Source organism: Stutzerimonas nosocomialis, from assembly GCF_005876855.1.
Taxonomy (GTDB): Bacteria; Pseudomonadota; Gammaproteobacteria; order Pseudomonadales; family Pseudomonadaceae; genus Stutzerimonas; species Stutzerimonas nosocomialis.
In genome coordinates, this window is sequence record NZ_QLAE01000054.1 from 1 (window position 1) to 21706 (window position 21706).

A 21706-nucleotide genomic window follows, 5' to 3' on the forward strand; every position below is an offset into this window, starting at 1 on the left:
CGGCCGCGATCCGCGCAACGTCGAGGACCTCTGGACGCTGATGTACCGCGGCGGCTTCTACCGCGGCGGGCCGCTCCACATGAGCGCCGTGGCCGGCATCGATCAGGCGCTGTGGGACATCAAGGGCAAGGCGCTGGGCGTGTCGGTCAGCGAATTGCTGGGCGGGCGCGTGCGCGAGCGGATCCGGGTGTATTCCTGGATCGGCGGTGACCGCCCGGCCGACACCGCCAGCGCCGCGCGCGAGGCGGTGGCGCGCGGGTTCAGCGCGGTGAAGATGAACGCCAGCGAAGAAATGCAGTTCGTCGACAGCCACGCCAAGGTCGATGCGGTGCTGGCGAACATGGCTGCCGTGCGCGACGCGGTTGGCGGGGACATCGGCATCGGCGTGGATTTCCACGGCCGGGTACACAAGCCCATGGCCAAGATCCTGATCAAGGAGCTCGAGCCTTACCGGCCGATGTTCATCGAGGAACCGGTGCTGAGCGAAAACTACGAGGCGCTCAAGGAGCTGGCGCCGCTGTCCTGCGCGCCGATCGCGCTGGGTGAGCGGCTCTATTCGCGCTGGGACTTCAAGCGCATCCTCGCCGAAGGCTACGTCGACATCGTCCAGCCCGACACCTCCCATGCCGGCGGCATCACCGAGACGCGCAAGATCGCCAGCATGGCCGAGGCCTACGACGTCGCCCTGGCGCTGCATTGTCCGCTCGGGCCGATCGCGCTGGCCGCCTGCCTGCAGCTCGACGGGGTCTGCTACAACGCCTTCATCCAGGAGCAGAGCCTGGGCATTCATTACAACCAGGGCAGCGACCTGCTGGACTACCTCGCCAACCCCGACGTGTTCCATTACCAGGACGGTTTCGTCGCGATCCCGAACGGGCCGGGGTTGGGTATCGAGGTGAACGAGGACTTCGTCATCGAGCAGGCCCGTACCGGCCACCGCTGGCGCAACCCGATATGGCGCCACGCCGACGGCAGCCTGGCGGAGTGGTGAGCCGGACAGGCCCGGCGGGCGAGCGCCGCCGGGATGTCGCGCCGGCTGTGGTCAGGGCGTCGGGAAGCGGTACAGCGTGGTCTGGGTGTAGGTCTGCCCCGGGTCCAGCCGGGTACTGGCGAAGTCGGGCTGGTTGGGCGCGTCCGGGAAGTGTTGCGTCTCCAGGGTGAAGGCGCTCCAGTGCGGGTAGGTCTTGCCGCCCTTGCCCTTGATGCTGCCGTCGAGGAAGTTGCTGGTGTAGAGCTGCACGCCCGGCTCGGTGGTGTACATCAAGAGCCTGCGCCCGGACGCCGGGTCATGCACCTCGGCGGCGAGCTTGTCGAGGTCGCCCTCGGTGTCGAGCACCCAGTTGAAGTCGAAGCCGCCCTGCTTGGGCTCGGCGAACTTGAGCTGCGGGTGATCGTCGCGGATGTGCGCGCCGAAGGCGGTGGGCGTGAGGAAGTCCATCGGCGTGCCCTTCACGCTCGGCAGCTCGCCGGTGGGGATCAGTTTTTCGGTCACTGGCGTGTAGCGCGAGGCGTGCAGGGTGGCGACCTGTTCGAGGATGCTCGGGCTGCCGGCGCCGGCCAGGTTGAAATAGCTGTGGTTGGTCAGGTTCAGCACCGTCGGCTTGTCGGTGGTGGCGTGGTACTGAATGCGCAGGGTGTTGTCGTCGTCCAGGCTGTAGGTCACCCGCGTGGTCAGGGTGCCGGGAAAGCCCATCTCGCCATCGGGCGAGACGTACGTCAGCTCGACGCCGACCCGGCCATCCCCGTCCGCGGGCCTGGCCTGCCAGACCTTCTTGTCGAAACCCTGCGGTCCGCCGTGCAGCGCGTTGCTGCCGTCGTTCTGCGGAACCTGGTAGGTGCTGCCGTCGAGCTCGAAGCGGCCGTTGGCCAGACGATTGCCGAAGCGGCCGATGGTCGCGCCGAAATAGACGTCGCCGTTCTCCACGTAACCGGCCACATCGTCGAAGCCGAGCACGATGTCGTCGAGCTTGCCATCCCTGTCCGGCACCTTCAGCGATTGCAGGATGCCGCCATAGGTGATGACCACGGCCTCGACGCCATGGCTGTTCTTCAGGGTGAATTTCTCCACCGCCTGGCCGTCGGGCGTCTGGCCGAAGGCGCCGCGTTCGTTGGACAGGCCGGCGGCCTGGGCAGATAGGTTGATCATCAGTGCAAGTCCGATACCGCTGAGAAGGGGTGTCGCTTTCATCTTGACCACCGTTTGCGTTGTTGTTTTCGTGGATCGTCGTCGCGTGTCCGTTCGATGATGGATGGGACGGATTCGCATGGCGGACTCGGTCCGGCCTGTACTGTTCAGTGGGAATGCCGCGGGACGTCGGCACCGCGGCAGCCCACCAGAAAGTCGAAATCGCAGCCCTGGTCGGCCTGCAGCACGTGGTCCACGTAGAGGCGCCGATAGCCGCCGTCCCAGCGTAGACCGTGCGGTGGCTGCCAGTCGGCCAGGCGACGGGCGAGCTCTTCGTCGTCGATGTCCAGGTGCAGGCGCCCGGCATTGCAGTCCAGTTCGATCATGTCGCCGTTGCGCACCGCCGCCAGCGGGCCGCCTGCCGCGGCTTCCGGTGCCACGTGCAGCACCACGGTGCCGTAGGCGGTGCCGCTCATGCGCGCATCGGAAATGCGCACCATGTCGGTGATGCCCTTGGCCAGCACCTTCGGTGGCAGGCCCATGTTGCCGACTTCGGCCATGCCGGGATAACCCTTGGGTCCGCAGTTCTTCATCACCAGCACGCAGGTCTCGTCGACGTCCAGCTCCGGATCGGCGATGCGCGCCTTGTAGTCGTCGAAGTCCTCGAACACCACGGCCCGGCCGCGATGGGTCATCAGCGCCGGGGTCGCGGCGGAGGGCTTGAGCACCGCGCCGGCCGGTGCCAGGTTGCCGCGCAGCACGCAGATGCCGCCATCGGCCCGCAGCGGGTTGTCCAGCGTGCGGATGACCTCGTCGGTACCGTAGATCGGCGCCTGGGCGCAGTTCTCCCACAACGATCTGCCGTTGACCGTGAGCGCGTCGGGGTGGGGCAGCAGGTCGTGCTCGCCCAGCCGGCGGATCACCGCTGGCAGCCCGCCGGCGTAGTAGAACTCTTCCATGAGGAAGCGTCCGGACGGCTGCAGGTCGACCAGCGTCGGCATGCCACGGCCGATGCGGGTCCAGTCGTCCAGCTCGAGCTCGACGCCGATGCGGCCGGCGATCGCCTTCAGGTGAATGACCGCGTTGGTCGAGCCGCCGATCGCCGCATTGACCCGGATGGCATTCTCGAAGGCCTGTCGGGTGAGCACCCTGGACAGCCGCAGGTCCTCACGGACCATCTCCACGATGCGCATGCCGGACAGGTGGGCGAGCACGTAGCGGCGTGCATCCACCGCCGGAATCGCCGCGTTGTGCGGCAGCGAGGTGCCCAGTGCCTCGGCCATGCAGGCCATGGTGGAGGCGGTGCCCATGGTGTTGCAGGTGCCGGCCGAGCGCGACATGCCGGCCTCGGCCGAGAGGAACTCGTCGAGGCTGATCAGCCCGCCCTTGTAGGCCTCGTGCATCTGCCAGACGATGGTCCCGGCGCCGATGTCGCGGCCGTTGTGCTTGCCGTTGAGCATCGGCCCGCCGGTGACCACGATGGCCGGCACGTCGCAGCTGGCTGCGCCCATCAGGAGCGCGGGGGTGGTCTTGTCGCAGCCGGTGAGCAGCACCACGGCGTCCACCGGGTTGCCACGGATCGATTCCTCGACGTCCATGCTGGCGAGGTTGCGGGTCAGCATGGCGGTGGGCCGCAGGTTCGACTCGCCGCTGGAGAACACCGGAAATTCCACCGGAAAGCCGCCGGCCTCCAGCACGCCCTTCTTCACGTGCTCGGCGATCTTGCGAAAGTGCGCGTTGCACGGCGTGAGCTCCGACCAGGTATTGCAGATGCCGATGATCGGCTTGCCGTGGAACTCGTGGTCGGGGATGCCCTGATTCTTCATCCAGCTGCGGTACATGAAGCCGTTCTTGTCGGTGGTGCCGAACCACTGCGCGGAGCGCAAGGGACGCTTGTCGGTCATGGGGTGTCCTGCCGGGTCGGCGGGCGGACAGGCGCCATTGGGGCGCCTGGGCCTCCCTTTTGTTTTTATAGGCGTGCGCGGCGGCGCGCCCGGTAGACGCTAGACAGTCGAGCCATCATCAACAAATATCCAATTTCGCCTTTCACATATACGAACGGGTATGTCGATGAAGCCGCTGGCGCAGAACTGGTTCGTGCGGGTCCGGCTCAAGAGCCGGCACATTCCATTGCTGGTGGCGCTGGGGGACACCTCGAACCTGAATCGTGCGGCCGAGGGGCTGGGCATCTCGCAGCCGGCAGCCTCCAAGCTGCTCAAGGAGCTTGAAGACGGGCTGGGCGTGACGCTGTTCGAGCGCCAGGCCCGGGGCGTGGTACCGACCGACTACGGCGAGGCATTGATCCGCCACGCACGGCGCATGCTGACCAGCCTGGACGATGCCTTCGCCGAGGTCAGCGCCTTGCGGGACGGGCACCGGGGGCAGGTGGCGATCGGCACCATCCTGTCGCCCTGCGCGGACCTTCTGCCGGCCGTCATTCGCCGCGCGAGGCAAGCCTATCCGGCGCTGGAGATCAGCGTGCGGACCGGTTCGAGCCGCGACCTGATGGCCGACCTCGAGGCCGGCGAGCTGGATGTTCTGGTGGCGCGGTTCTTCGCCCAGAGCCAGCACGTCGGCCTGCGCTTCGAGCCGCTGCACAACGAGCGTCTGTGCGTCTGTGCCCGGCCCGGACGGGCGGCGGGGCGTTGGTCGCTCGAGCGGCTGCGGCAGGCCGACTGGGTGCTGCCGCCGTCGGGCAGCGTGTTGCGTCAGGAGTTCGATGACCTGTTTCGTGGGGTAGGCCTGTCGCCACCGGGACGGGTGGTGAATGCCGAGAACCTGTTGATGGTGACCACCCTGCTGGAGGGCTGCGACATGCTCACGGTGCTGCCTCGCGACGTGCTGGCCCACTACGCCCGCTACGGCATGCTCGAACCCGTGGCGCTGGAGGAGGGCGTCGAGGAGGCGCTCAATCGCAAGCTCATGGCGTACGGCATCGTCACCCGCGACGAGACCCTGCTGTCGCCCGCGGCAAGGGCGGTTCTAGGGTTGCTTCGGCAGACCGCCGGGCTGTCCGCCCGGGGAAGCTAGCCGGCGCGGCGGGCGTGCTGCGCCAGCGCCCACTCGACGTGTTCGCGCACCAGCGCCGAGGGGTGGTCGCGCCGCGACTGCAGCGCCTCGAGCACCGGAATCGTCGAGGGCGCATTGCCGAGGCCGACCGCAAGGTTGCGCAACCAGCGCTCGTACCCGGCGCGACGCAGTGGCGAGCCTTCGGTGCGGCTGAGGAATTCGGCCTCGCTCCAGCGGAACAGTTCGGCCAGTCCGACGTTGTCCAGGCCGTGGCGCGGCTGGAAGTCCGGCTGTTCGGTGGGGCGGGCGAAACGGTTCCACGGGCAGACGATCTGGCAATCGTCGCAACCGAATACGCGATTGCCGATCTTCGCGCGCAGTTCGACCGGTATCGGCCCCTTGTGCTCGATGGTCAGGTAGGAAATGCAGCGGCGCGCATCCAGCAGCTGAGGCCCGACGAAGGCATCGGTCGGGCAGACGTCCAGGCAGGCGCTGCAGCTGCCGCAGTGGTTGGTCTCGTGTGGCGCGTCCACCGGCAGCGGGATATCGACGAACAGCTCGCCAAGAAAGAACCAGCTCCCGGCCTTGCGGTTGAGCACGAGGGTGTTCTTGCCGATCCAGCCGAGCCCGGCCTGCTGGGCGACGGCCTTTTCCAGTACCGGCGCGCTGTCGACGAAGGCCCGGTAGCCGAACGGCCCGACCTGCGCCTCGACGCGTTCGGCCAGCTGCTGCAGGCGCTTGCGGATCAGCTTGTGGTAGTCCCGGCCCAGCGCATAGCGCGAGACGTAGGCCTGCTCGGGTTCGCCGAGCCGCTCGGTCATCCGGGTATCGCCCGGCAGATAGTCCATGCGCAGGGAGATCACCCGCAGCGTGCCGGGCACCAGTTCGGCCGGTCGGGAGCGCTTGCTGCCGTGAGCGGCCATATAGTCCATCTCGCCCTGGTAGCCGGCCTCGAGCCAGCGCTGCAGGTGCGCCTCGTGCTCGCCCAGGTCGATGCCGGTGATGCCGACCTGCTGAAAGCCCAGCTCGCGACCCCATTGCTTGATGGTTTCGGCGAGTGCGGTGGTATCGAGCGTGGCGGTGGACATCGGCTGCGGCAGCTGGCGGGGCGGGTGCGTATAATTCTGCCAGACAATCCCCTGTGATGACCCATGCCGCTGATGAACGACCCTCTTCCCCGCGCCCTTTACTCGGCCAGCCAGGTCCGCGACCTCGACGCCCGGCTGATCGCGGCCGGCACGCCCGGCATCGAGCTGATGCACCGCGCCGCCCACGCCGCCTGGCGCGCGCTGCGCAGACGCTGGCCCGAGGCCGCCGATATCACGGTGCTGGCCGGTCATGGCAACAACGCCGGCGACGGTTACCTGATGGCGGTGCTGGCGCGCAAGGCGGGCTGGCAGGTCAAGGTGCTGGCGGTCGGCGAGCCGACGGCGCTGCGGGCAGACGCGGCGCTGGCGTTGGCCGAGGCGCGGGCGGCGGCGGTCGACATCGAGCCCTGGTCGGAAACGGCGCCGCTGCAGGGCGTGCTGGTGGACGCGCTGCTGGGCACCGGCGCCCGGGGCGAGGTGCGCGAGCCCTATGCGAGCGCCATCGCGGCGATCAATGCCAGCGGCCAGCCGGTGCTGGCGGTGGACCTGCCGTCCGGGCTGTGCGCCGACACCGGGCGGGTCCTCGGTGCTGCGGTGCGGGCCGACCTGTGCGTGACCTTCATCGGGCTCAAGCTCGGGCTGCTGACCGGCGAAGGCCCGGCGCTCACCGGTGAGCTGGTGTTCGACGGGCTGCAGGCCAGCGCCGAGATCCTGGCCCAGGTGCCATCGTCCGCACAGCGCCTGGCCGACGAGCAGTTGCCGAGGCTCGTCCCCCGCTCGCGCACGGCGCACAAGGGCAGCTTCGGCCAGGTGCTGGTCATCGGCGGCGATCTGGGCACCGGAGGCGCGGCGCTGCTGGCCTCCGAGGCCGCGCTGCGCAGCGGCGCCGGCATGGTCAGCCTGGCGACCCGGCCGGAGCACGTCGTTGCCTCGCTGGTGCGCCAGCCCGAGGTGATGTGCAGCGGGGTGGAATCCACTTACGGGCTGGGTGCGCTGATCGAGCGCGCCGACGTGCTGGTGATCGGCCCGGGCCTCGGCCAGGCCCCCTGGGGACGCAGCCTGCTGTCGATCACCGGCCAGTGCGAGATGCCGCAGGTGTGGGACGCCGATGCGCTGAACCTGCTGGCGACGGGAGCGGTGGAGCTGCCGCCGCGCTGCGTGATCACGCCGCACCCCGGCGAGGCGGCGCGCCTGCTCGGCTGCTCCACCGCCGAGGTACAGGCTGATCGCCCGGCCGCGGTGCGGGCGCTGGCCGAGCGCTACCGGTGCGTCGCGCTGCTCAAGGGCGCCGGTACCCTGATCGCCGATGCCGAGGGTCGGCTGGCCCTCTGCGACCGCGGCCATCCGGCCATGGCCACGGCTGGCCTCGGCGACGTGCTGTCCGGTCTGATCGGTGCGCTGCTGGCGCAGCATCTGGACCTTTTCGAGGTGGCCTGTCTTGCCGCCTGGCTGCATGCCCGGGCCGGCGAGCGGCTGGGCAGCCTCGGGCGCGGCCTGTGCGCCAGCGAATTGATACCCGCCATCCGTCAGATCCTCGAGGAGCAGTCGCCATGCCTGAAGTAATCCTGCTGGCACCCGACGAAGCGGCCATGGCGGCCCTGGGCGGGCGCATCGCTAAGGTCACCGGCGGGCGCGGCGTCATCTACCTGCACGGCGACCTGGGCGCCGGCAAGACCACGCTGTCACGCGGGCTGGTGCAGGGCTTCGGGCATCGGGGCAAGGTCAAGAGCCCCACGTTCACCCTGGTCGAGCCCTATGAAATCGGCGAGGTCAGGGTGTTCCATTTCGACCTTTATCGCCTGGTCGATCCGGAGGAGCTGGAGTTCCTCGGCATCCGCGATTACTTCGAAGGCGACGCCCTGACGCTGGTCGAATGGCCGGAGCGCGGGGCAGGCATTTTGCCAAAGGCCGATATGGACATTACCATTACGCCGCATGGGGCCGGTCGTTCGCTGCGCCTGTCGCCGCTCAGCGAGCGGGGCGAAGCCTGGTGCACCGCCCTGGCCATCGGAGAGCCATAACAAGCATGGGGTTGGGTATGCGCATACGCGCGCTGGTTACCGGGTTGATTTTACTGCTTGTGGCGGTCCAGACCTGGGCTGCGTCCGATGTGCAAAGCGTTCGCCTGTGGCGGGCTCCGGACAACACCCGGCTGGTCTTCGATCTTTCGGGGCCGGTGCAGCACAACGTCTTCACCCTCTCGGCACCGGACCGCATCGTCATCGACGTCAGCGGTGCCAACCTGACCACGTCGCTGGATCAGCTGCCGCTGGCGGACACTCCGATCACCGGCATGCGCTCGGCGCAGCGCTCGCCGCAAGAGCTGCGCGTGGTGATCGACCTGTCGTCCCAGGTCACGCCAAAGAGTTTCACGCTGCCCCCCAACCAGCAGTACGGCCACCGCCTGGTCGTCGACCTGTTCGACCAGGGCGCGGCGCCGGTCACCGCCGAGGTGCCCGCGAACACCGCGCCGAGCTCGCCCGTCGCCCCCGTCAGCCCGACCCTGCCAGCCGCCAAGTTGCCGATCGTGCCGAGCAGCAAGCGCGACATCGTGATCGCCATCGACGCCGGCCACGGCGGCGAGGACCCGGGCGCCATCGGCCCCGGCAAGGTCTATGAGAAACACGTGGTGCTGCAGATCGCCAAGGAACTGCAGCGCCAGATCAACGCCGAGAAGGGCTTCCGGGCCGAACTGGTGCGTACCGGCGACTACTTCATTCCCCTGCGCAAGCGCACCGAGATCGCCCGCAAGAAGGGCGCCGACCTGTTCGTCTCGGTCCACGCCGATGCGGCCCCGCGCTCGTCGGCCTACGGCGCTTCGGTGTTCGCCCTGTCCGATCGCGGCGCCACCTCGGAAACCGCGCGCTGGCTGGCCGACAGCGAAAACCGTTCCGACCTGATCGGCGGTGCCGGCAACGTCAGCCTGGGCGACAAGGACCAGATGCTGGCGGGCGTGCTGCTCGACCTGTCGATGACCGCTTCGCTGGCCTCGAGCCTGAACGTCGGGCAGAAGGTGCTCAGCAACATGGGCCGCATCACGCCGCTGCACAAGAAGCGCGTCGAGCAGGCCGGCTTCATGGTGCTGAAGTCGCCGGACATCCCCTCGATCCTCGTCGAGACCGGCTTCATCTCCAATCCTTCCGAGGCGAAGAAGCTGCAGACCGCCGCCCACCAGCAGGCGCTGGCCCGCTCGATCCGCAGTGGCGTGCAGCAGTTCTTCCAGGAAAACCCGCCGCCGGGCACCTACGTGGCCTGGCAGCGTGATTCGGGCAAGATCGTCCATGGCCCCCGGGAGCACGTGGTGCGCTCCGGGGAAAGCCTGGCGCTGCTTGCGCAACGCTACCAGATCAGTCTTGCGGCCCTGCGCAGCGCCAACAACCTCAGCGGCGACGTGATCAAGGTCGGCCAGACCCTGACGATTCCAGCGACGACGCTGGCCGCGCAGCCATGAGCCTGATGCCGCGCATCCAGCTGCTCAACCCGCGGCTGGCGAACCAGATCGCCGCCGGTGAGGTGGTCGAACGCCCGGCCTCGGTGATCAAGGAGCTTCTGGAAAACAGCCTGGACTCCGGCGCGCGGCGCATCGAGGTGGATGTCGAGCAGGGCGGCATCAAGCTGTTGCGCGTGCGCGACAATGGCTGCGGTATCCCGCCCGAGGACCTGCCGCTGGCCCTGGCCCGTCACGCCACCAGCAAGATCCGCGACCTCGAGGATCTCGAACGGGTGATGAGCCTGGGTTTCCGGGGCGAGGCGCTGGCCTCGATCAGTTCGGTCTCGCGCCTGACGCTGACCTCGCGCACCGCAGACGCCGAGCAGGCCTGGCAGGTCGAAACCGAGGGGCGCGACATGGAGGCGCGGGTGCAGCCCGCGGCCCATCCGGTCGGGACCTCGGTCGAGGTGCGCGACCTGTTCTTCAATACGCCGGCGCGGCGCAAGTTCCTGCGTACCGAAAAGACCGAGTTCGACCACCTGCAGGAAGTCATCAAGCGGCTGGCGCTGGCTCGCTTCGACGTGGCCTTCCATCTGCGGCACAACGGCAAGGGCATTCTCGCGCTGCACGAGGCGGCGGACGACGCGTCGCGGGCGCGGCGCGTGGGCGCGGTGTGCGGCCCGGCCTTCCTCGAACAGGCGCTGCCCATCGAGATCGAGCGCAACGGGCTGCGCCTGTGGGGCTGGGTCGGTCTGCCCACCTTCTCGCGCAGCCAGGCGGACCTGCAGTATTTCTATGTCAACGGCCGCATGGTGCGCGACAAGCTGGTCGCCCACGCCGTGCGCCAGGCCTACCGCGACGTGCTGTTCAACGGCCGTCATCCGACCTTCGTGCTGTTCCTGGATGTCGATCCGGCGGTGGTGGACGTCAACGTGCACCCCACCAAGCATGAGGTGCGCTTCCGCGACAGCCGCATGGTCCATGACTTCCTCTATGGCACCTTGCATCGCGCGCTGGGCGACGTTCGGCCCGAGGATCAGCTGGCGCCGCCGGCCGGCGTGCCGGTGGCGACGCCCTTGTCTGGCGCCGCGGCCGGCGAGTTCCGCGGCCAGAACGAGATGAGCCTGTCGGCCAGCGTGCTCGAACGCCCGCTGCAGCAGACGCCGGCCTGGCAGGGTGCCGGGGCCGGCTACCAGGCGCCGCGGCCGTCGTTCGGGCCGACCCAGGCCGCCGAGGTCCAGGGAGCCTATCGCGACTACTATGCGCCGCTCGCCGAACCAATCGGTCTGCCTGAAACCCAGGGCGACATCCCGCCGCTGGGCTACGCGGTCGCCCAGCTCAAGGGCGTCTACATCGTGGCGGAAAATGCCCAGGGCATGGTGCTGGTGGACATGCACGCGGCGCACGAACGCATCACCTACGAGCGGCTGAAGACCGCGATGGCCAGCGAGGGGCTGCGCAGCCAGCCCTTGCTGGTGCCCGAGAGCATTGCGGTCAGCCAGCGCGAGGCGGATTGCGCTGAGGAGCACGGGCAGTGGTTCCAGAAGCTCGGCTTCGAGCTGCAGCGCCTGGGGCCGGAGTCGCTGGCGATCCGCCAGATACCCTCGCTGCTCAAGCAGGCGGTGGCCACCCAGCTGGTGCGCGATGTGCTGGCCGACCTGCTGGAATATGGCAGCAGCGACCGCATCCAGGCGCATCTCAACGAGCTGCTGGCGACCATGGCCTGCCATGGCGCCGTGCGCGCCAATCGCCGCCTGACCCTGCCGGAAATGAACGCCCTGCTGCGCGACATGGAACACACCGAGCGCAGCGGGCAGTGCAATCACGGTCGCCCGACCTGGACCCAGATGAGCATGGACGATCTGGACAAGCTGTTCATGCGCGGCCGCTGATCCGACCCGACCGCTGGCGAAGTCGCCTCTTGCGAGGTCGGGGGACTGTCGTGAAACTATGCGGCCCCCTAGTCCGAGCCTTGCGATGTCCTCCCTGCCACCTGCGATTTTCCTCATGGGGCCGACCGCCTCCGGCAAGACGGACCTGGCGCTGGAGCTTGCCCGCGTGCTCCCCTGCGAGCTGGTGAGCGTCGATTCGGCGCTGGTCTATCGCGGGATGGACATCGGTACGGCCAAGCCTTCCCCCGAGGTGCTGGCACGCCATCCGCATCGCCTGGTGGACATTCGCGACCCGGCGCAGAGCTATTCGGCGGCCGAATTCGTCGATGATGCGACGGCCGCCATGCAGGAAATCACCGCCGCCGGGCGGATTCCTTTGCTGGTCGGCGGCACCATGCTCTATTACCGCGCGCTGCTCGACGGCCTGGCGCAGATGCCTGGTGCCGACGCGGCGGTGCGCGCCGAACTCGAAGCGCAGGCCGATGCCGAAGGGCTGGCCTCGCTGCATCGCCAGCTCGCCGAGGTCGACCCGGAGTCCGCCGCGCGGATTCACCCGAACGATCCGCAGCGGCTGGTGCGGGCGCTGGAGGTCTACCGTGTCAGCGGCCTGACGATGAGCGAGCACCGGGCCCGGCAACGGTCGCAAAAAAGCGCCAGCGGCGAAGCAGGCGCGAATCTCTTCCCGTATACTGTCGCCCATCTCGCGATCGCGCCGGCGCAGCGCCAGACGTTGCACCAGCGCATCGAGCGGCGTTTCGTGGGTATGGTTGAACAGGGGTTCGTCGAAGAGGTCGAAGCCCTGTACGCCCGTGGTGATCTGCACCCCGGTCTGCCCTCCATCCGAGCGGTGGGCTACCGGCAGGTCTGGGATCATCTGGAAGGCAGGCTTTCCCGAGACGAGATGATCCAGCGGGGCATCATCGCAACCCGGCAGCTGGCCAAACGGCAGTTCACCTGGTTGCGAAGCTGGGACGAAGTACACTGGCTGGACAGCCTGGCGTGCGACAATCTGCCGCGAGCATTGAAATACCTGCAATCGCTCACCATATTGAGCTGAGACTGCAACACGACCGTTCCTGTGGGACGGCGATTCGGCCGGCTTTTCGGCCCCATATTACTAAGATCCTCTAAGGAGTGCGGCACATGTCAAAAGGGCATTCGCTACAAGACCCTTACCTCAACACCCTGCGTAAGGAACGCGTCCCGGTTTCGATCTACCTGGTCAACGGCATCAAGCTGCAGGGCCAGATCGAGTCCTTCGACCAGTTCGTCATCCTGCTGAAGAACACCGTCAGTCAGATGGTCTACAAGCACGCCATTTCCACCGTTGTTCCGAGCCGCCCGGTACGTTTGCCGAGCGCTGGCGAAAGCGACCAGGCCGACTCGGGAAGCGTCTGAGGCGGCGGTCTTGTTCTTCGAACGCCCCGGTGGAGGGGAGCGGGCCATCCTGGTGCATCTGGAAGGCCAGGACCCCGCGGCGCGTGAAGATCCCCAGGAGTTTCGCGAGCTGGCCCGATCCGCAGGTGCGGAGACGGTCGGCTTCGTCAATGTGGCGCGTCACCAGCCGTCCGCCAAGTTTCTGATCGGCAGCGGCAAGGTCGACGAGCTGCATGACCTCGTCAAACAGGACGAGGCCGAGCTCGTGATCTTCAATCACACCCTCACGCCCAGCCAGGAGCGCAACCTCGAGCGTGCGCTCGAGTGCCGCGTGCTCGATCGCACCGGCCTGATCCTGGACATCTTCGCGCAACGAGCCCGTACCCACGAAGGCAAGCTGCAGGTCGAACTGGCCCAGCTCGAGCACATGAGCACGCGCCTGGTGCGTGGCTGGACTCACCTGGAGCGGCAGAAGGGCGGTATCGGTCTGCGCGGGCCGGGTGAAACCCAGCTCGAAACCGACCGTCGTCTGCTGCGCGTGCGCATTCGCCAGATCAAGCAGCGTCTGGAGAAGGTGCAGAGCCAGCGCGAGCAGGCCCGCCGCGGACGGCGGCGCGCCGATATTCCCTCGGTGTCGCTGGTCGGCTACACCAACGCCGGCAAGTCGACGCTCTTCAACGCGCTCACCGAGGCCGAGGTCTATGCGGCCAACCAGCTGTTCGCCACCCTCGATCCGACCCTGCGCCGGCTCGAGCTGGAGGACCTGGGGCCGGTTGTGCTGGCCGACACGGTGGGCTTCATCCGGCACCTGCCGCACAAGCTGGTCGAGTCGTTCCGCGCGACGCTGGAGGAATCCAGCAACGCCGATCTGCTGCTGCACGTCATCGATGCCCACGAGCCCGAGCGCGAGCAGCAGATCGAGCAGGTGCTGGCGGTACTGGCCGAGATCGGCGCCGAGACGCTGCCCATCCTCGAGATCTACAACAAGGTCGATCTGATGGAGGGCATCGAGCCGCAGATCCAGCGCGACGCCGATGGCAACCCCGTGCGCGTCTGGGTTTCGGCCCGCGATGGCCTGGGGCTGGATCTGGTGCGTCAGGCGGTGGCCGAGCTGCTGGGTGACGACCTGTTCATCGGAACGCTGCGCTTGCCGCAGCGGCTGGGACGCATGAGGGCACAGCTGTTCGAGCTCAATTCGGTTCAAAGCGAAGATCACGACGAGCAGGGCGGCAGCGTCCTGGCGGTGCGTGTTCCGCGTGTGGAGCTGTATCGCCTCATCAGTCGCGAGGGCATGAAGCCCGCGGAGTTCCTCGAACAACATACTTTGCAATAAAGCCTGCAAGCGCGGCTTTGCCGCCGCTTTCGGGCTTTCTGTAGCATTGGCGGGCGTGCCGCGGGCGCGTCTTTAGTTTTTTTGAATGGAGAGCGCTATGGCTTGGAATGAGCCGGGTGGCAACTCGAACAATCAGGATCCCTGGGGCGGCGGTGGCCGTCGCGGTGGTGGTGGCGGCGGCGACAGGAAAGGTCCGCCGGACCTCGACGAGGCTTTCCGTAAACTGCAGGAAAACCTCAACGGCATGTTTGGTGGCAAGAAGCGCACGAGCGGTGGCGGCACTGGCGGCGGCAGCAAGGGCGGTTTCGGTCTGATCTGGATCGGACTCGCGGTGCTGCTGGTGGTCTGGCTGTTCAACGCGATCTACATCGTCGACGAGCAGGAGCAGGCCGTCGTGCTGCGCTTCGGCAAGTACTACGAGACCGTCGGTCCGGGTCTGAACATCTATTTCCCGCCGATCGATCGCAAGTATCAGGAAAACGTCACGCGTGAGCGCTCCTACAGCAAGCAGGGGCAGATGTTGACCGAGGACGAGAACATCATCGAAGTGCCGTTGACCGTTCAGTACAAGATCAACAACCTCCAGGCCTTCGTGCTCAACGTCGACCAGCCGGAAGTCAGTCTGCAGCATGCGACCGACAGCGCGGTGCGTCACGTGGTGGGTTCGACCGTGATGGACCAGGTGCTCACCGAGGGTCGTGAGGCCATGGCCGCCGACGTGCGCGAGCGTCTGCAGCGTTTCCTCGACAACTACCGCACCGGCATCCTCGTGACCCAGGTCAACCTGCAGAGCGCGGCGGCCCCGCGTGAAGTGCAGGAAGCCTTCGACGACGTGATCCGTGCCCGTGAAGACGAACAGCGCGAGAAGAACCAGGCCGAATCCTACGCCAACGGCGTGATTCCCGAGGCCCGTGGTCAGGCCCAGCGCATGCTGGAAGAAGCCGCCGGTTACCGTGATGCCGTGATCTCCAGGGCGCAGGGTGAGGCGGATCGCTTTACCAAGCTGGTGACCGAATACCGTCGGGCGCCGGAAGTGACCCGCGAACGTCTGTATCTGGAAACCATGCAGGAAGTCATGAGCAACACCAGCAAGGTTCTGGTCACCGGAGACAGCGGGCAGAACAACATGCTCTATCTGCCGCTGGACAAGATGATCAACAACCGCTCCGGTGGTAGTGATACGAACCCGTCGCGAGCAGCCAGTGCAGAGCCGCTGAGTCAGGCCACTCGTCTCCCAGCAGAGTTGGAACCGCGTGATCTGCGTACCAGGGAGAGTCGTTGATGAGCAATAAATCTCTGACTGCGCTGATCGTCGGCGTGGTGCTGGCGCTGGTCCTGTGGAACAGCTTCTACATCGTCTCGCAGACCGAGCGCGCCGTGATGCTGCGTTTCGGCCGGATCGTCGAGCCCGACGTGCAGCCTGGTCTGCACATGAAGATTCCTTACGTCAACAGCGTGCGCAAGTTCGATGCGCGTCTGATGACGCTGGATTCGACGACCTCGCGCTTCCTGACCCTGGAGAAGAAGGCGCTCATGGTCGATGCCTATGCCAAGTGGCGCGTGGATGACGCCGAGCGTTTCTACACCGCGACTTCCGGCATGAAGCAGATCGCCGACGAGCGTCTCTCGCGTCGTCTGGAAGCGGCCCTTCGCGACCAGTTCGGTAAGCGTACCCTGCACGAGTCGGTATCCGGTCAGCGCGACGAGCTGATGGCCCAGGTCACGGCGAGCCTCAACCGGGCAGCTCAACAGGAGCTGGGTATCGAGGTGGTCGACGTGCGGGTCAAGGCGATCGATCTGCCGCGCGAGGTCAACCGCAGCGTGTTCGAGCGGATGAGCTCCGAGCGTGAGCGTGAGGCGCGCGAGCATCGCGCCAAGGGCAAGGAGCTGGCTGAAGGTATTCGTGCCGACGCCGATCGCCAGCGTCGCGTACTGTTGGCCGAAGCCTTCCGTGAGGCCGAGGAAATGCGCGGTGACGGTGATGCGCGGGCCGCTGCGATCTATGCCGAGGCCTATGGGCAGGATCAGGAGTTCTACGCCTTCCATCGCAGCCTGCAAGCCTACCGCGAGAGCTTCTCGAGCAAGGAAGACGTGCTGGTGCTCGACCCGGGCAGCGACTTCTTCCGCTATCTGGAGAAGCGTCAGTAACCTGAGTGGGACGAACCACCCGACGGCGCAACGCGCCGTCGGGTGACCCATCGGCAAAACATTGCTATGATCCGCCGGCCGGGAAAATCCCGGCTTTTTTGCGTCTGCGTCCAGCGATTGGCCAGGCGGCTCGTCTTCTGGAGCGATCCAGTGGGTGGGAAAGGTCCTGCGGACCGCACATAACTGCACACGTCGAACGAAGGCTGGCCAGGTCTGGTACGGTCTTCGTCTGCTTGGCTAGGCTTGCCGGATCGAGAGGTGAATGGCGAAATGGCAACGGTAGACCGCTGGCTCCTGCCAGATGGCATCGAAGAGGTGCTGCCGCCCGAGGCGGCGCGCATCGAGACCGCCCGACGCCGGGTTCTGGATCTGTTCCAGTGCTGGGGCTACGAGCTGGTCATCACTCCGCACATCGAATTTCTCGAATCGCTGCTCACCGGCGCGGGCCAGGAGCTCGACCTGAAAACCTTCAAGGTGATCGACCCGCTCTCGGGGCGGCAGATGGGGCTGCGCGCCGACATCACGCCTCAGGTCGCGCGGGTCGACGCTCATACGTTGCGTCGCGAGGGGCCGAGCCGGCTGTGCTACGCCGGCAGCGTGCTGCATGCCAAGCCGCGCGCCCTGTCGACGTCGCGCAGTCCGATCCAGTTGGGCGCCGAGCTCTATGGTGACGCCGGCGTCGGCAGCGATATCGAGGTGATCAGCCTGATGCTCGAGATGCTCGAGCTGGCGCAGGTGCCGGACGTGCACATGGACCTCGGCCATGTCGGTATCTATAGAGGGCTGGCGCGCGCTGCCGGGCTTTCGGGCTCCGTCGAGCAGCAGGTTTTCGATGCGCTGCAGCGCAAGGCCATCGACGAGGTCGAAGCCCTGACGGAGGCTGTCGAGCCGGCGCTGGCGCGGATGATCCGTGCCCTGGTCGGTCTGTGTGGCGGGCGCGAGGTGCTCGACGTGGCAGGTCGCGAGCTTGCCGATGCCCCCGTGCAGGTGCTGGAGGCGCTGCAGGCGCTGATCCAGATCGCAGACCAGTGCGCGCTCCGCTACCCTGAACTACCGCTGTATTTCGATCTGGGTGAGCTGCGTGGCTACCACTACCACACCGGGGTGGTGTTCGCCGCCTTCGTGCCGGGGGTGGGGCAGTCGATCGCCCAGGGCGGTCGTTATGACGATATCGGTGCCGACTTCGGGCGTGCGCGTCCGGCGACGGGCTTTTCCACCGATCTCAAGGCGCTGGTGAGTCTTGGTGCGGCGCAGCTGTGCACCGCGCCCACCGGTATCTGGGCCCCCCAGTCGGCCGATACCGGGCTCTGGCGTCGGGTGCGCGAGCTGCGTCGTTCCGGCGAGCGGGTGGTCCAGGCGCTCGATGGGCAGGATCAGCAGGCCGCTGCCATGGCCGGTTGCGATCGCCGGCTGGTAGCCGAGAACGGGGTCTGGACGGTGAGGCCGCTGGCTGGCTGACCGTCCACAGCATGGCGCTCCTGTAGCGCTGTACGAATTTTCGCCGGCTCGTCGCCGGCATAGCTTCGCCGAAGAGGGCAAAGGGTTATGGGTAAGAATGTCGTGGTCCTGGGCACCCAATGGGGTGATGAGGGCAAGGGCAAGATCGTCGATCTGCTGACCGAGCAGGCGGCGGCCGTCGTGCGCTTCCAGGGCGGCCACAACGCCGGTCACACCCTGGTGATCGACGGTGAGAAGACCGTTCTGCACCTGATTCCGTCGGGCATTCTGCGCGAGAATGTGCAGTGCCTGATCGGCAACGGCGTGGTGCTTGCGCCCGATGCGCTGATGCGTGAGATCACCAAGCTGGAAGAGAAGGGTGTGCCGGTGCGCGAGCGCCTGCGGATCAGTCCGGCCTGTACGCTGATCCTGCCCTATCACGTCGCGCTGGATCAGGCCCGTGAAGCGGCCCGTTCCGAAGGCAAGATCGGCACCACGGGGCGCGGCATCGGCCCGGCCTACGAAGACAAGGTAGCGCGTCGTGCGCTGCGGGTCGCCGACCTGCTGAACCCCGAGCGCTTCGCGGTCAAGCTGCGCGAGTTGCTGGAATACCACAACTTCATGCTGCAGAACTTCTACAAGGTCGAGCCGGTGGACTTCCAGAAGACCCTCGACGAAGCGCTCGGCTACGCCGAAGCGCTCAAGCCGATGGTCATCGACGTGGCGACGCGTCTGCACGAGCTGCGCAAGCAGGGCGCCCGGATCATGTTCGAGGGCGCGCAGGGTTCGCTGCTGGACATCGACCACGGCACTTACCCCTACGTGACCAGCTCCAGCACCACGGCCGGCGGCACTGCGACCGGTTCCGGTTTCGGTCCTCTGTACCTGGACTACATCCTGGGTATCACCAAGGCCTACACCACCCGTGTCGGCTCCGGCCCGTTCCCCACCGAGCTGTTCGATGAAACCGGTGCGTTCCTGGCCAAGCGCGGCAACGAATTCGGTTCCACGACCGGGCGCGCGCGTCGTTGTGGCTGGTTCGACGCGGTTGTGCTGCGTCGCGCCATCGAGATCAACAGCGTCTCGGGTCTGTGCCTGACCAAGCTGGACGTTCTCGACGGGCTGGAAACCGTACGCCTGTGCACCTCCTACAAGGATCGCGACGGCAATCTCATCGAGGCTCCGACCGACGCCGACAGCTACGAGGGTCTGCAGCCGGTCTACGAAGAAATGCCCGGCTGGAGCGAGTCCACCGTCGGCGCCAAGAGCCTCGACGAGCTGCCGGCCAATGCCCGCGCCTACATCAAGCGCATCGAGGAGCTGGTCGGTGCTCCGGTGGACGTGATTTCCACCGGGCCGGATCGCAACGAAACCATCGTGCTGCGCCACCCGTACGCCTGATCAGGGCGGGTAAACGAAAGCCGACCCCTGGGTCGGCTTTTTTGTGTGCGGCGGGGTGACGGGTAGGGCGCAGCCCTGCCTGCGCAAGCGATCCATAAAAGGCAGGCATAAAAAAACCGAGCCATTGGCTCGGTTTTTTCGAAGAGTGGTGCCCAGGAGAAGACTCGAACTTCCACGGTGTTGCCACCGCTAGGACCTGAACCTAGTGCGTCTACCAATTCCGCCACCTGGGCACGGTGCGATGATCGCTCATCGACTGACCGTTTTGCTGAAAAATCAGCCGAAGTCGGTCACTTCGTCTTGCGCTCCACGAGCCTGAACCAATCGGTTGAGTCTCGTGTCGTTGTAAGTGGTGCCCAGGAGAAGACTCGAACTTCCACGGTGTTGCCACCGCTAGGACCTGAACCTAGTGCGTCTACCAATTCCGCCACCTGGGCACTGGAAACGATGATACTTCACTGTTTCCGTGTTACAACGTCTAACCAGACATTGTGGGCGCGAACTATACGGAGGGGGTGTTGGGTTGTAAACCCCGGATTGCAAAAAATAATTCGCTTCAAAGCTGCCTCCGACGAGCGTTTCGCGCTTCAATAGAACCAGACAAGAGGCAACAGCCTCCGCACACGAATGAAAGGTGACTTCACTTAATGGCCGACTGGCAATCTCTCGATCCCGAGGCCGCCCGCGAGGCGGAAAAATACGAAAATCCCATCCCCAGCCGTGAGCTGATCCTCCAGCACTTGAGTGAACGTGGCTCGCCTGCCAGTCGCGAGCAGCTGGTGGACGAGTTCGGTCTCGCTTCCGAAGAAGATATCGAAGCCCTTCGTCGTCGCCTGCGCGCCATGGAGCGTGACGGGCAGCTTATCTATACCCGCCGCGGCACCTATGCACCGGTGGACAAGCTGGACCTGGTCTGTGGTCGCGTCAGCGGGCACCGGGACGGCTTCGGCTTCCTGGTGCCGGATGACGGCAGCGACGACCTGTTCCTCAGTCCGGCCCAGATGCGCCTGGTGTTCGACGGTGACCGCTGCCTGGCCAGGGTGTCCGGGCTCGATCGCCGCGGCCGCCGCGAAGGCGCCATCGTCGAGGTGATCAGCCGCGCGCACGAGACCATCGTCGGGCGCTATCAGGAAGAGAGCGGCATCGGCTTCGTGCAGGCCGACAACCCGAAGATCCAGCAGGAAGTGCTGGTCACGCCGGGGCGGGCGCTCAATGCACGCCCCGGCCAGTTCGTCGAGATCAAGATCACCCACTGGCCGACGCCGCGCTTCCAGCCGCAGGGCGATGTGGTCGAGGTGATCGGCAACTACATGGCACCGGGCATGGAAATCGACGTCGCCCTGCGCAGCTTCGACATTCCGCATGTCTGGCCCGAGGCGGTGTTGCAGGAAGCGGCCAGGCTCAAGCCCGAGGTCGAGGAGAAGGACAAGCAGAGGCGTGTCGATCTTCGTCACCTGCCGTTCGTCACCATCGACGGCGAAGACGCCCGGGATTTCGACGACGCCGTCTACTGCGAAAAACCACGTGGCTGGAAGCTGTTTTCCGGCGGCTATCGGCTGTTCGTCGCGATCGCCGACGTGTCCCATTACGTTCGGGTCGGCTCGGCGCTCGACGAAGAGGCGAAGAATCGCGGCAACTCGGTGTACTTCCCCGAGCGCGTCGTGCCGATGCTGCCGGAAGAGCTCTCCAACGGGCTGTGCTCGCTCAATCCGCATGTCGATCGCCTGGCGATGGTGTGCGAGATCACCCTGAGCAAGTCCGGCAAGATGACCGACTATCAGTTCTATGAGGCGGTCATCCATTCCCATGCCCGACTGACCTACAACAAGGTCAGCTGCATGCTCGAGCAGCCGCGCTCCGCCGAAGGCAAGCAGCTGCGCAGCGAATACGAAGGCGTACTGCCGAACCTCAAGCAGCTCTACGATCTCTACAAGATCCTGCTCAAGGCCCGCCACGCCCGTGGCGCCATCGATTTCGAAACCCAGGAAACCCGCATCGTCTTCGGGACCGGGCGCAAGATCGCCGAGATCCGCCCGACCCAGCGCAACGATGCACACAAGCTGATCGAAGAATGCATGCTCTGCGCCAACGTGGCGACCGCCGAGTTCATGCGCAAGCACGAGATACCCGCGCTGTTCCGGGTGCACGACGGTCCGCCGCCGGAGCGGCTGGAAAAGCTGCGTGCCTTTCTCGCCGAGCTGGGTCTGACCCTGCACCGTGGCAAGGAAGGGCCGACGCCCAAGGATTACCAGGCGCTGCTCGAAGCCATTCGCGAGCGCCCTGATCATCACCTGATCCAGACCGTGATGCTGCGTTCGCTGAGCCAGGCGGTGTACAGCGTCGAGAACAACGGCCACTTCGGTCTCAACTACGAGGCCTATGCGCATTTCACTTCGCCGATCCGGCGCTACCCGGACCTGTTGATCCACCGCGCGATCCGCAGTGTCATCCGCTCCAAGCGCGAGA

Annotated in this window: 17 protein-coding genes and 2 tRNA genes; 14 read left to right on the top strand and 5 right to left on the bottom strand. The window is 66.3% G+C overall.

Annotated features, from left to right (window positions below; all coding sequences use genetic code 11):
• A partial coding sequence (gene dgoD / locus DN824_RS21240; protein ID WP_138410314.1) for a galactonate dehydratase occupies nucleotides 1–991 on the top strand: 991 nt, incomplete at its 5' end.
• Nucleotides 992–1042: 51 nt separating this feature from the next.
• On the opposite strand, the gene DN824_RS21245 is transcribed toward dgoD, so the two are convergent.
• A complete protein-coding gene (locus DN824_RS21245) occupies nucleotides 1043–2188 on the bottom strand; it encodes an aldose epimerase family protein (RefSeq protein WP_138410315.1) in 1146 nt (381 codons plus the stop codon).
• Between the two features lie 104 nt (nucleotides 2189–2292).
• Nucleotides 2293–4029, bottom strand: coding sequence for an IlvD/Edd family dehydratase (locus DN824_RS21250; protein WP_138410316.1), 1737 nt, complete (start codon nucleotides 4027–4029; stop codon nucleotides 2293–2295).
• A gap of 160 nt (nucleotides 4030–4189) precedes the next feature.
• Between DN824_RS21250 and DN824_RS21255 the strand changes: the two genes are divergently transcribed.
• Nucleotides 4190–5155: a LysR substrate-binding domain-containing protein gene (locus tag DN824_RS21255; protein WP_241663896.1), complete on the top strand. Its 966-nt coding sequence runs from the start codon at nucleotides 4190–4192 to the stop codon at nucleotides 5153–5155.
• On the opposite strand, the gene queG is transcribed toward DN824_RS21255, so the two are convergent.
• Nucleotides 5152–6222 (bottom strand): tRNA epoxyqueuosine(34) reductase QueG, encoded by a 1071-nt coding sequence (gene queG / locus DN824_RS21260; protein WP_138410317.1) that lies wholly within the window; start codon nucleotides 6220–6222, stop codon nucleotides 5152–5154. The two genes, DN824_RS21255 and queG, sit on opposite strands and share 4 nt — an antisense overlap.
• Nucleotides 6223–6294: 72 nt before the next feature.
• Here queG and DN824_RS21265 point away from each other — a divergent pair, with 72 nt between their 5' ends.
• The 11 genes from DN824_RS21265 to DN824_RS21315 all read left to right on the top strand — a co-directional run bounded on the left by DN824_RS21265 (nucleotide 6295) and on the right by DN824_RS21315 (nucleotide 19240).
• Nucleotides 6295–7785: an NAD(P)H-hydrate dehydratase gene (locus DN824_RS21265; protein WP_138410318.1), complete on the top strand. Its 1491-nt coding sequence runs from the start codon at nucleotides 6295–6297 to the stop codon at nucleotides 7783–7785.
• The gene (gene tsaE / locus DN824_RS21270; protein ID WP_138410319.1) at nucleotides 7773–8243 is read left to right on the top strand and encodes a tRNA (adenosine(37)-N6)-threonylcarbamoyltransferase complex ATPase subunit type 1 TsaE; all 471 of its coding nucleotides are present in this window, start codon (nucleotides 7773–7775) and stop codon (nucleotides 8241–8243) included. Before DN824_RS21265 ends, tsaE begins: the two co-directional genes overlap by 13 nt.
• Before the next feature lie 5 nt (nucleotides 8244–8248).
• Nucleotides 8249–9673, top strand: coding sequence for an N-acetylmuramoyl-L-alanine amidase (locus DN824_RS21275; RefSeq protein WP_206666178.1), 1425 nt, complete (start codon nucleotides 8249–8251; stop codon nucleotides 9671–9673).
• Complete coding sequence (mutL, locus tag DN824_RS21280) at nucleotides 9670–11544, top strand: DNA mismatch repair endonuclease MutL (protein WP_138410321.1); 1875 nt, start codon at nucleotides 9670–9672, stop codon at nucleotides 11542–11544. Before DN824_RS21275 ends, mutL begins: the two co-directional genes overlap by 4 nt.
• Before the next feature lie 85 nt (nucleotides 11545–11629).
• On the top strand, nucleotides 11630–12601 hold the full coding sequence (gene miaA / locus DN824_RS21285) for a tRNA (adenosine(37)-N6)-dimethylallyltransferase MiaA (protein ID WP_138410322.1): 972 nt from the start codon (nucleotides 11630–11632) through the stop codon (nucleotides 12599–12601).
• Between the two features lie 86 nt (nucleotides 12602–12687).
• Complete coding sequence (gene hfq / locus DN824_RS21290) at nucleotides 12688–12942, top strand: RNA chaperone Hfq (protein WP_138410323.1); 255 nt, start codon at nucleotides 12688–12690, stop codon at nucleotides 12940–12942.
• Between the two features lie 10 nt (nucleotides 12943–12952).
• Nucleotides 12953–14254, top strand: coding sequence for a ribosome rescue GTPase HflX (gene hflX / locus DN824_RS21295; protein ID WP_138410324.1), 1302 nt, complete (start codon nucleotides 12953–12955; stop codon nucleotides 14252–14254).
• 97 nt (nucleotides 14255–14351) lie between these two features.
• On the top strand, nucleotides 14352–15536 hold the full coding sequence (hflK, locus tag DN824_RS21300; RefSeq protein WP_138410325.1) for an FtsH protease activity modulator HflK: 1185 nt from the start codon (nucleotides 14352–14354) through the stop codon (nucleotides 15534–15536).
• Entirely contained in the window at nucleotides 15536–16402 is an 867-nt protein-coding gene (gene hflC, locus DN824_RS21305) for a protease modulator HflC (RefSeq protein WP_138410326.1), read from the top strand. Before hflK ends, hflC begins: the two co-directional genes overlap by 1 nt.
• A 270-nt stretch (nucleotides 16403–16672) precedes the next feature.
• A complete protein-coding gene (locus DN824_RS21310; protein ID WP_138410327.1) occupies nucleotides 16673–17860 on the top strand; it encodes an ATP phosphoribosyltransferase regulatory subunit in 1188 nt (395 codons plus the stop codon).
• 87 nt (nucleotides 17861–17947) lie between these two features.
• Nucleotides 17948–19240, top strand: a complete 1293-nt coding sequence (locus tag DN824_RS21315; protein WP_138410328.1) for an adenylosuccinate synthase — start codon at nucleotides 17948–17950, stop codon at nucleotides 19238–19240.
• 146 nt (nucleotides 19241–19386) lie between these two features.
• Here DN824_RS21315 and DN824_RS21320 read toward each other — a convergent pair.
• Nucleotides 19387–19473, bottom strand: a tRNA-Leu gene (locus DN824_RS21320).
• 117 nt (nucleotides 19474–19590) lie between these two features.
• Nucleotides 19591–19677 (bottom strand) — tRNA-Leu (locus DN824_RS21325).
• A gap of 210 nt (nucleotides 19678–19887) precedes the next feature.
• On the opposite strand from DN824_RS21325, the gene rnr reads away from it, so the two are divergent.
• Nucleotides 19888–21706, top strand: a 1819-nt coding sequence (gene rnr / locus DN824_RS21330; protein WP_138410329.1) for a ribonuclease R, incomplete at its 3' end; no start/stop codon positions are given.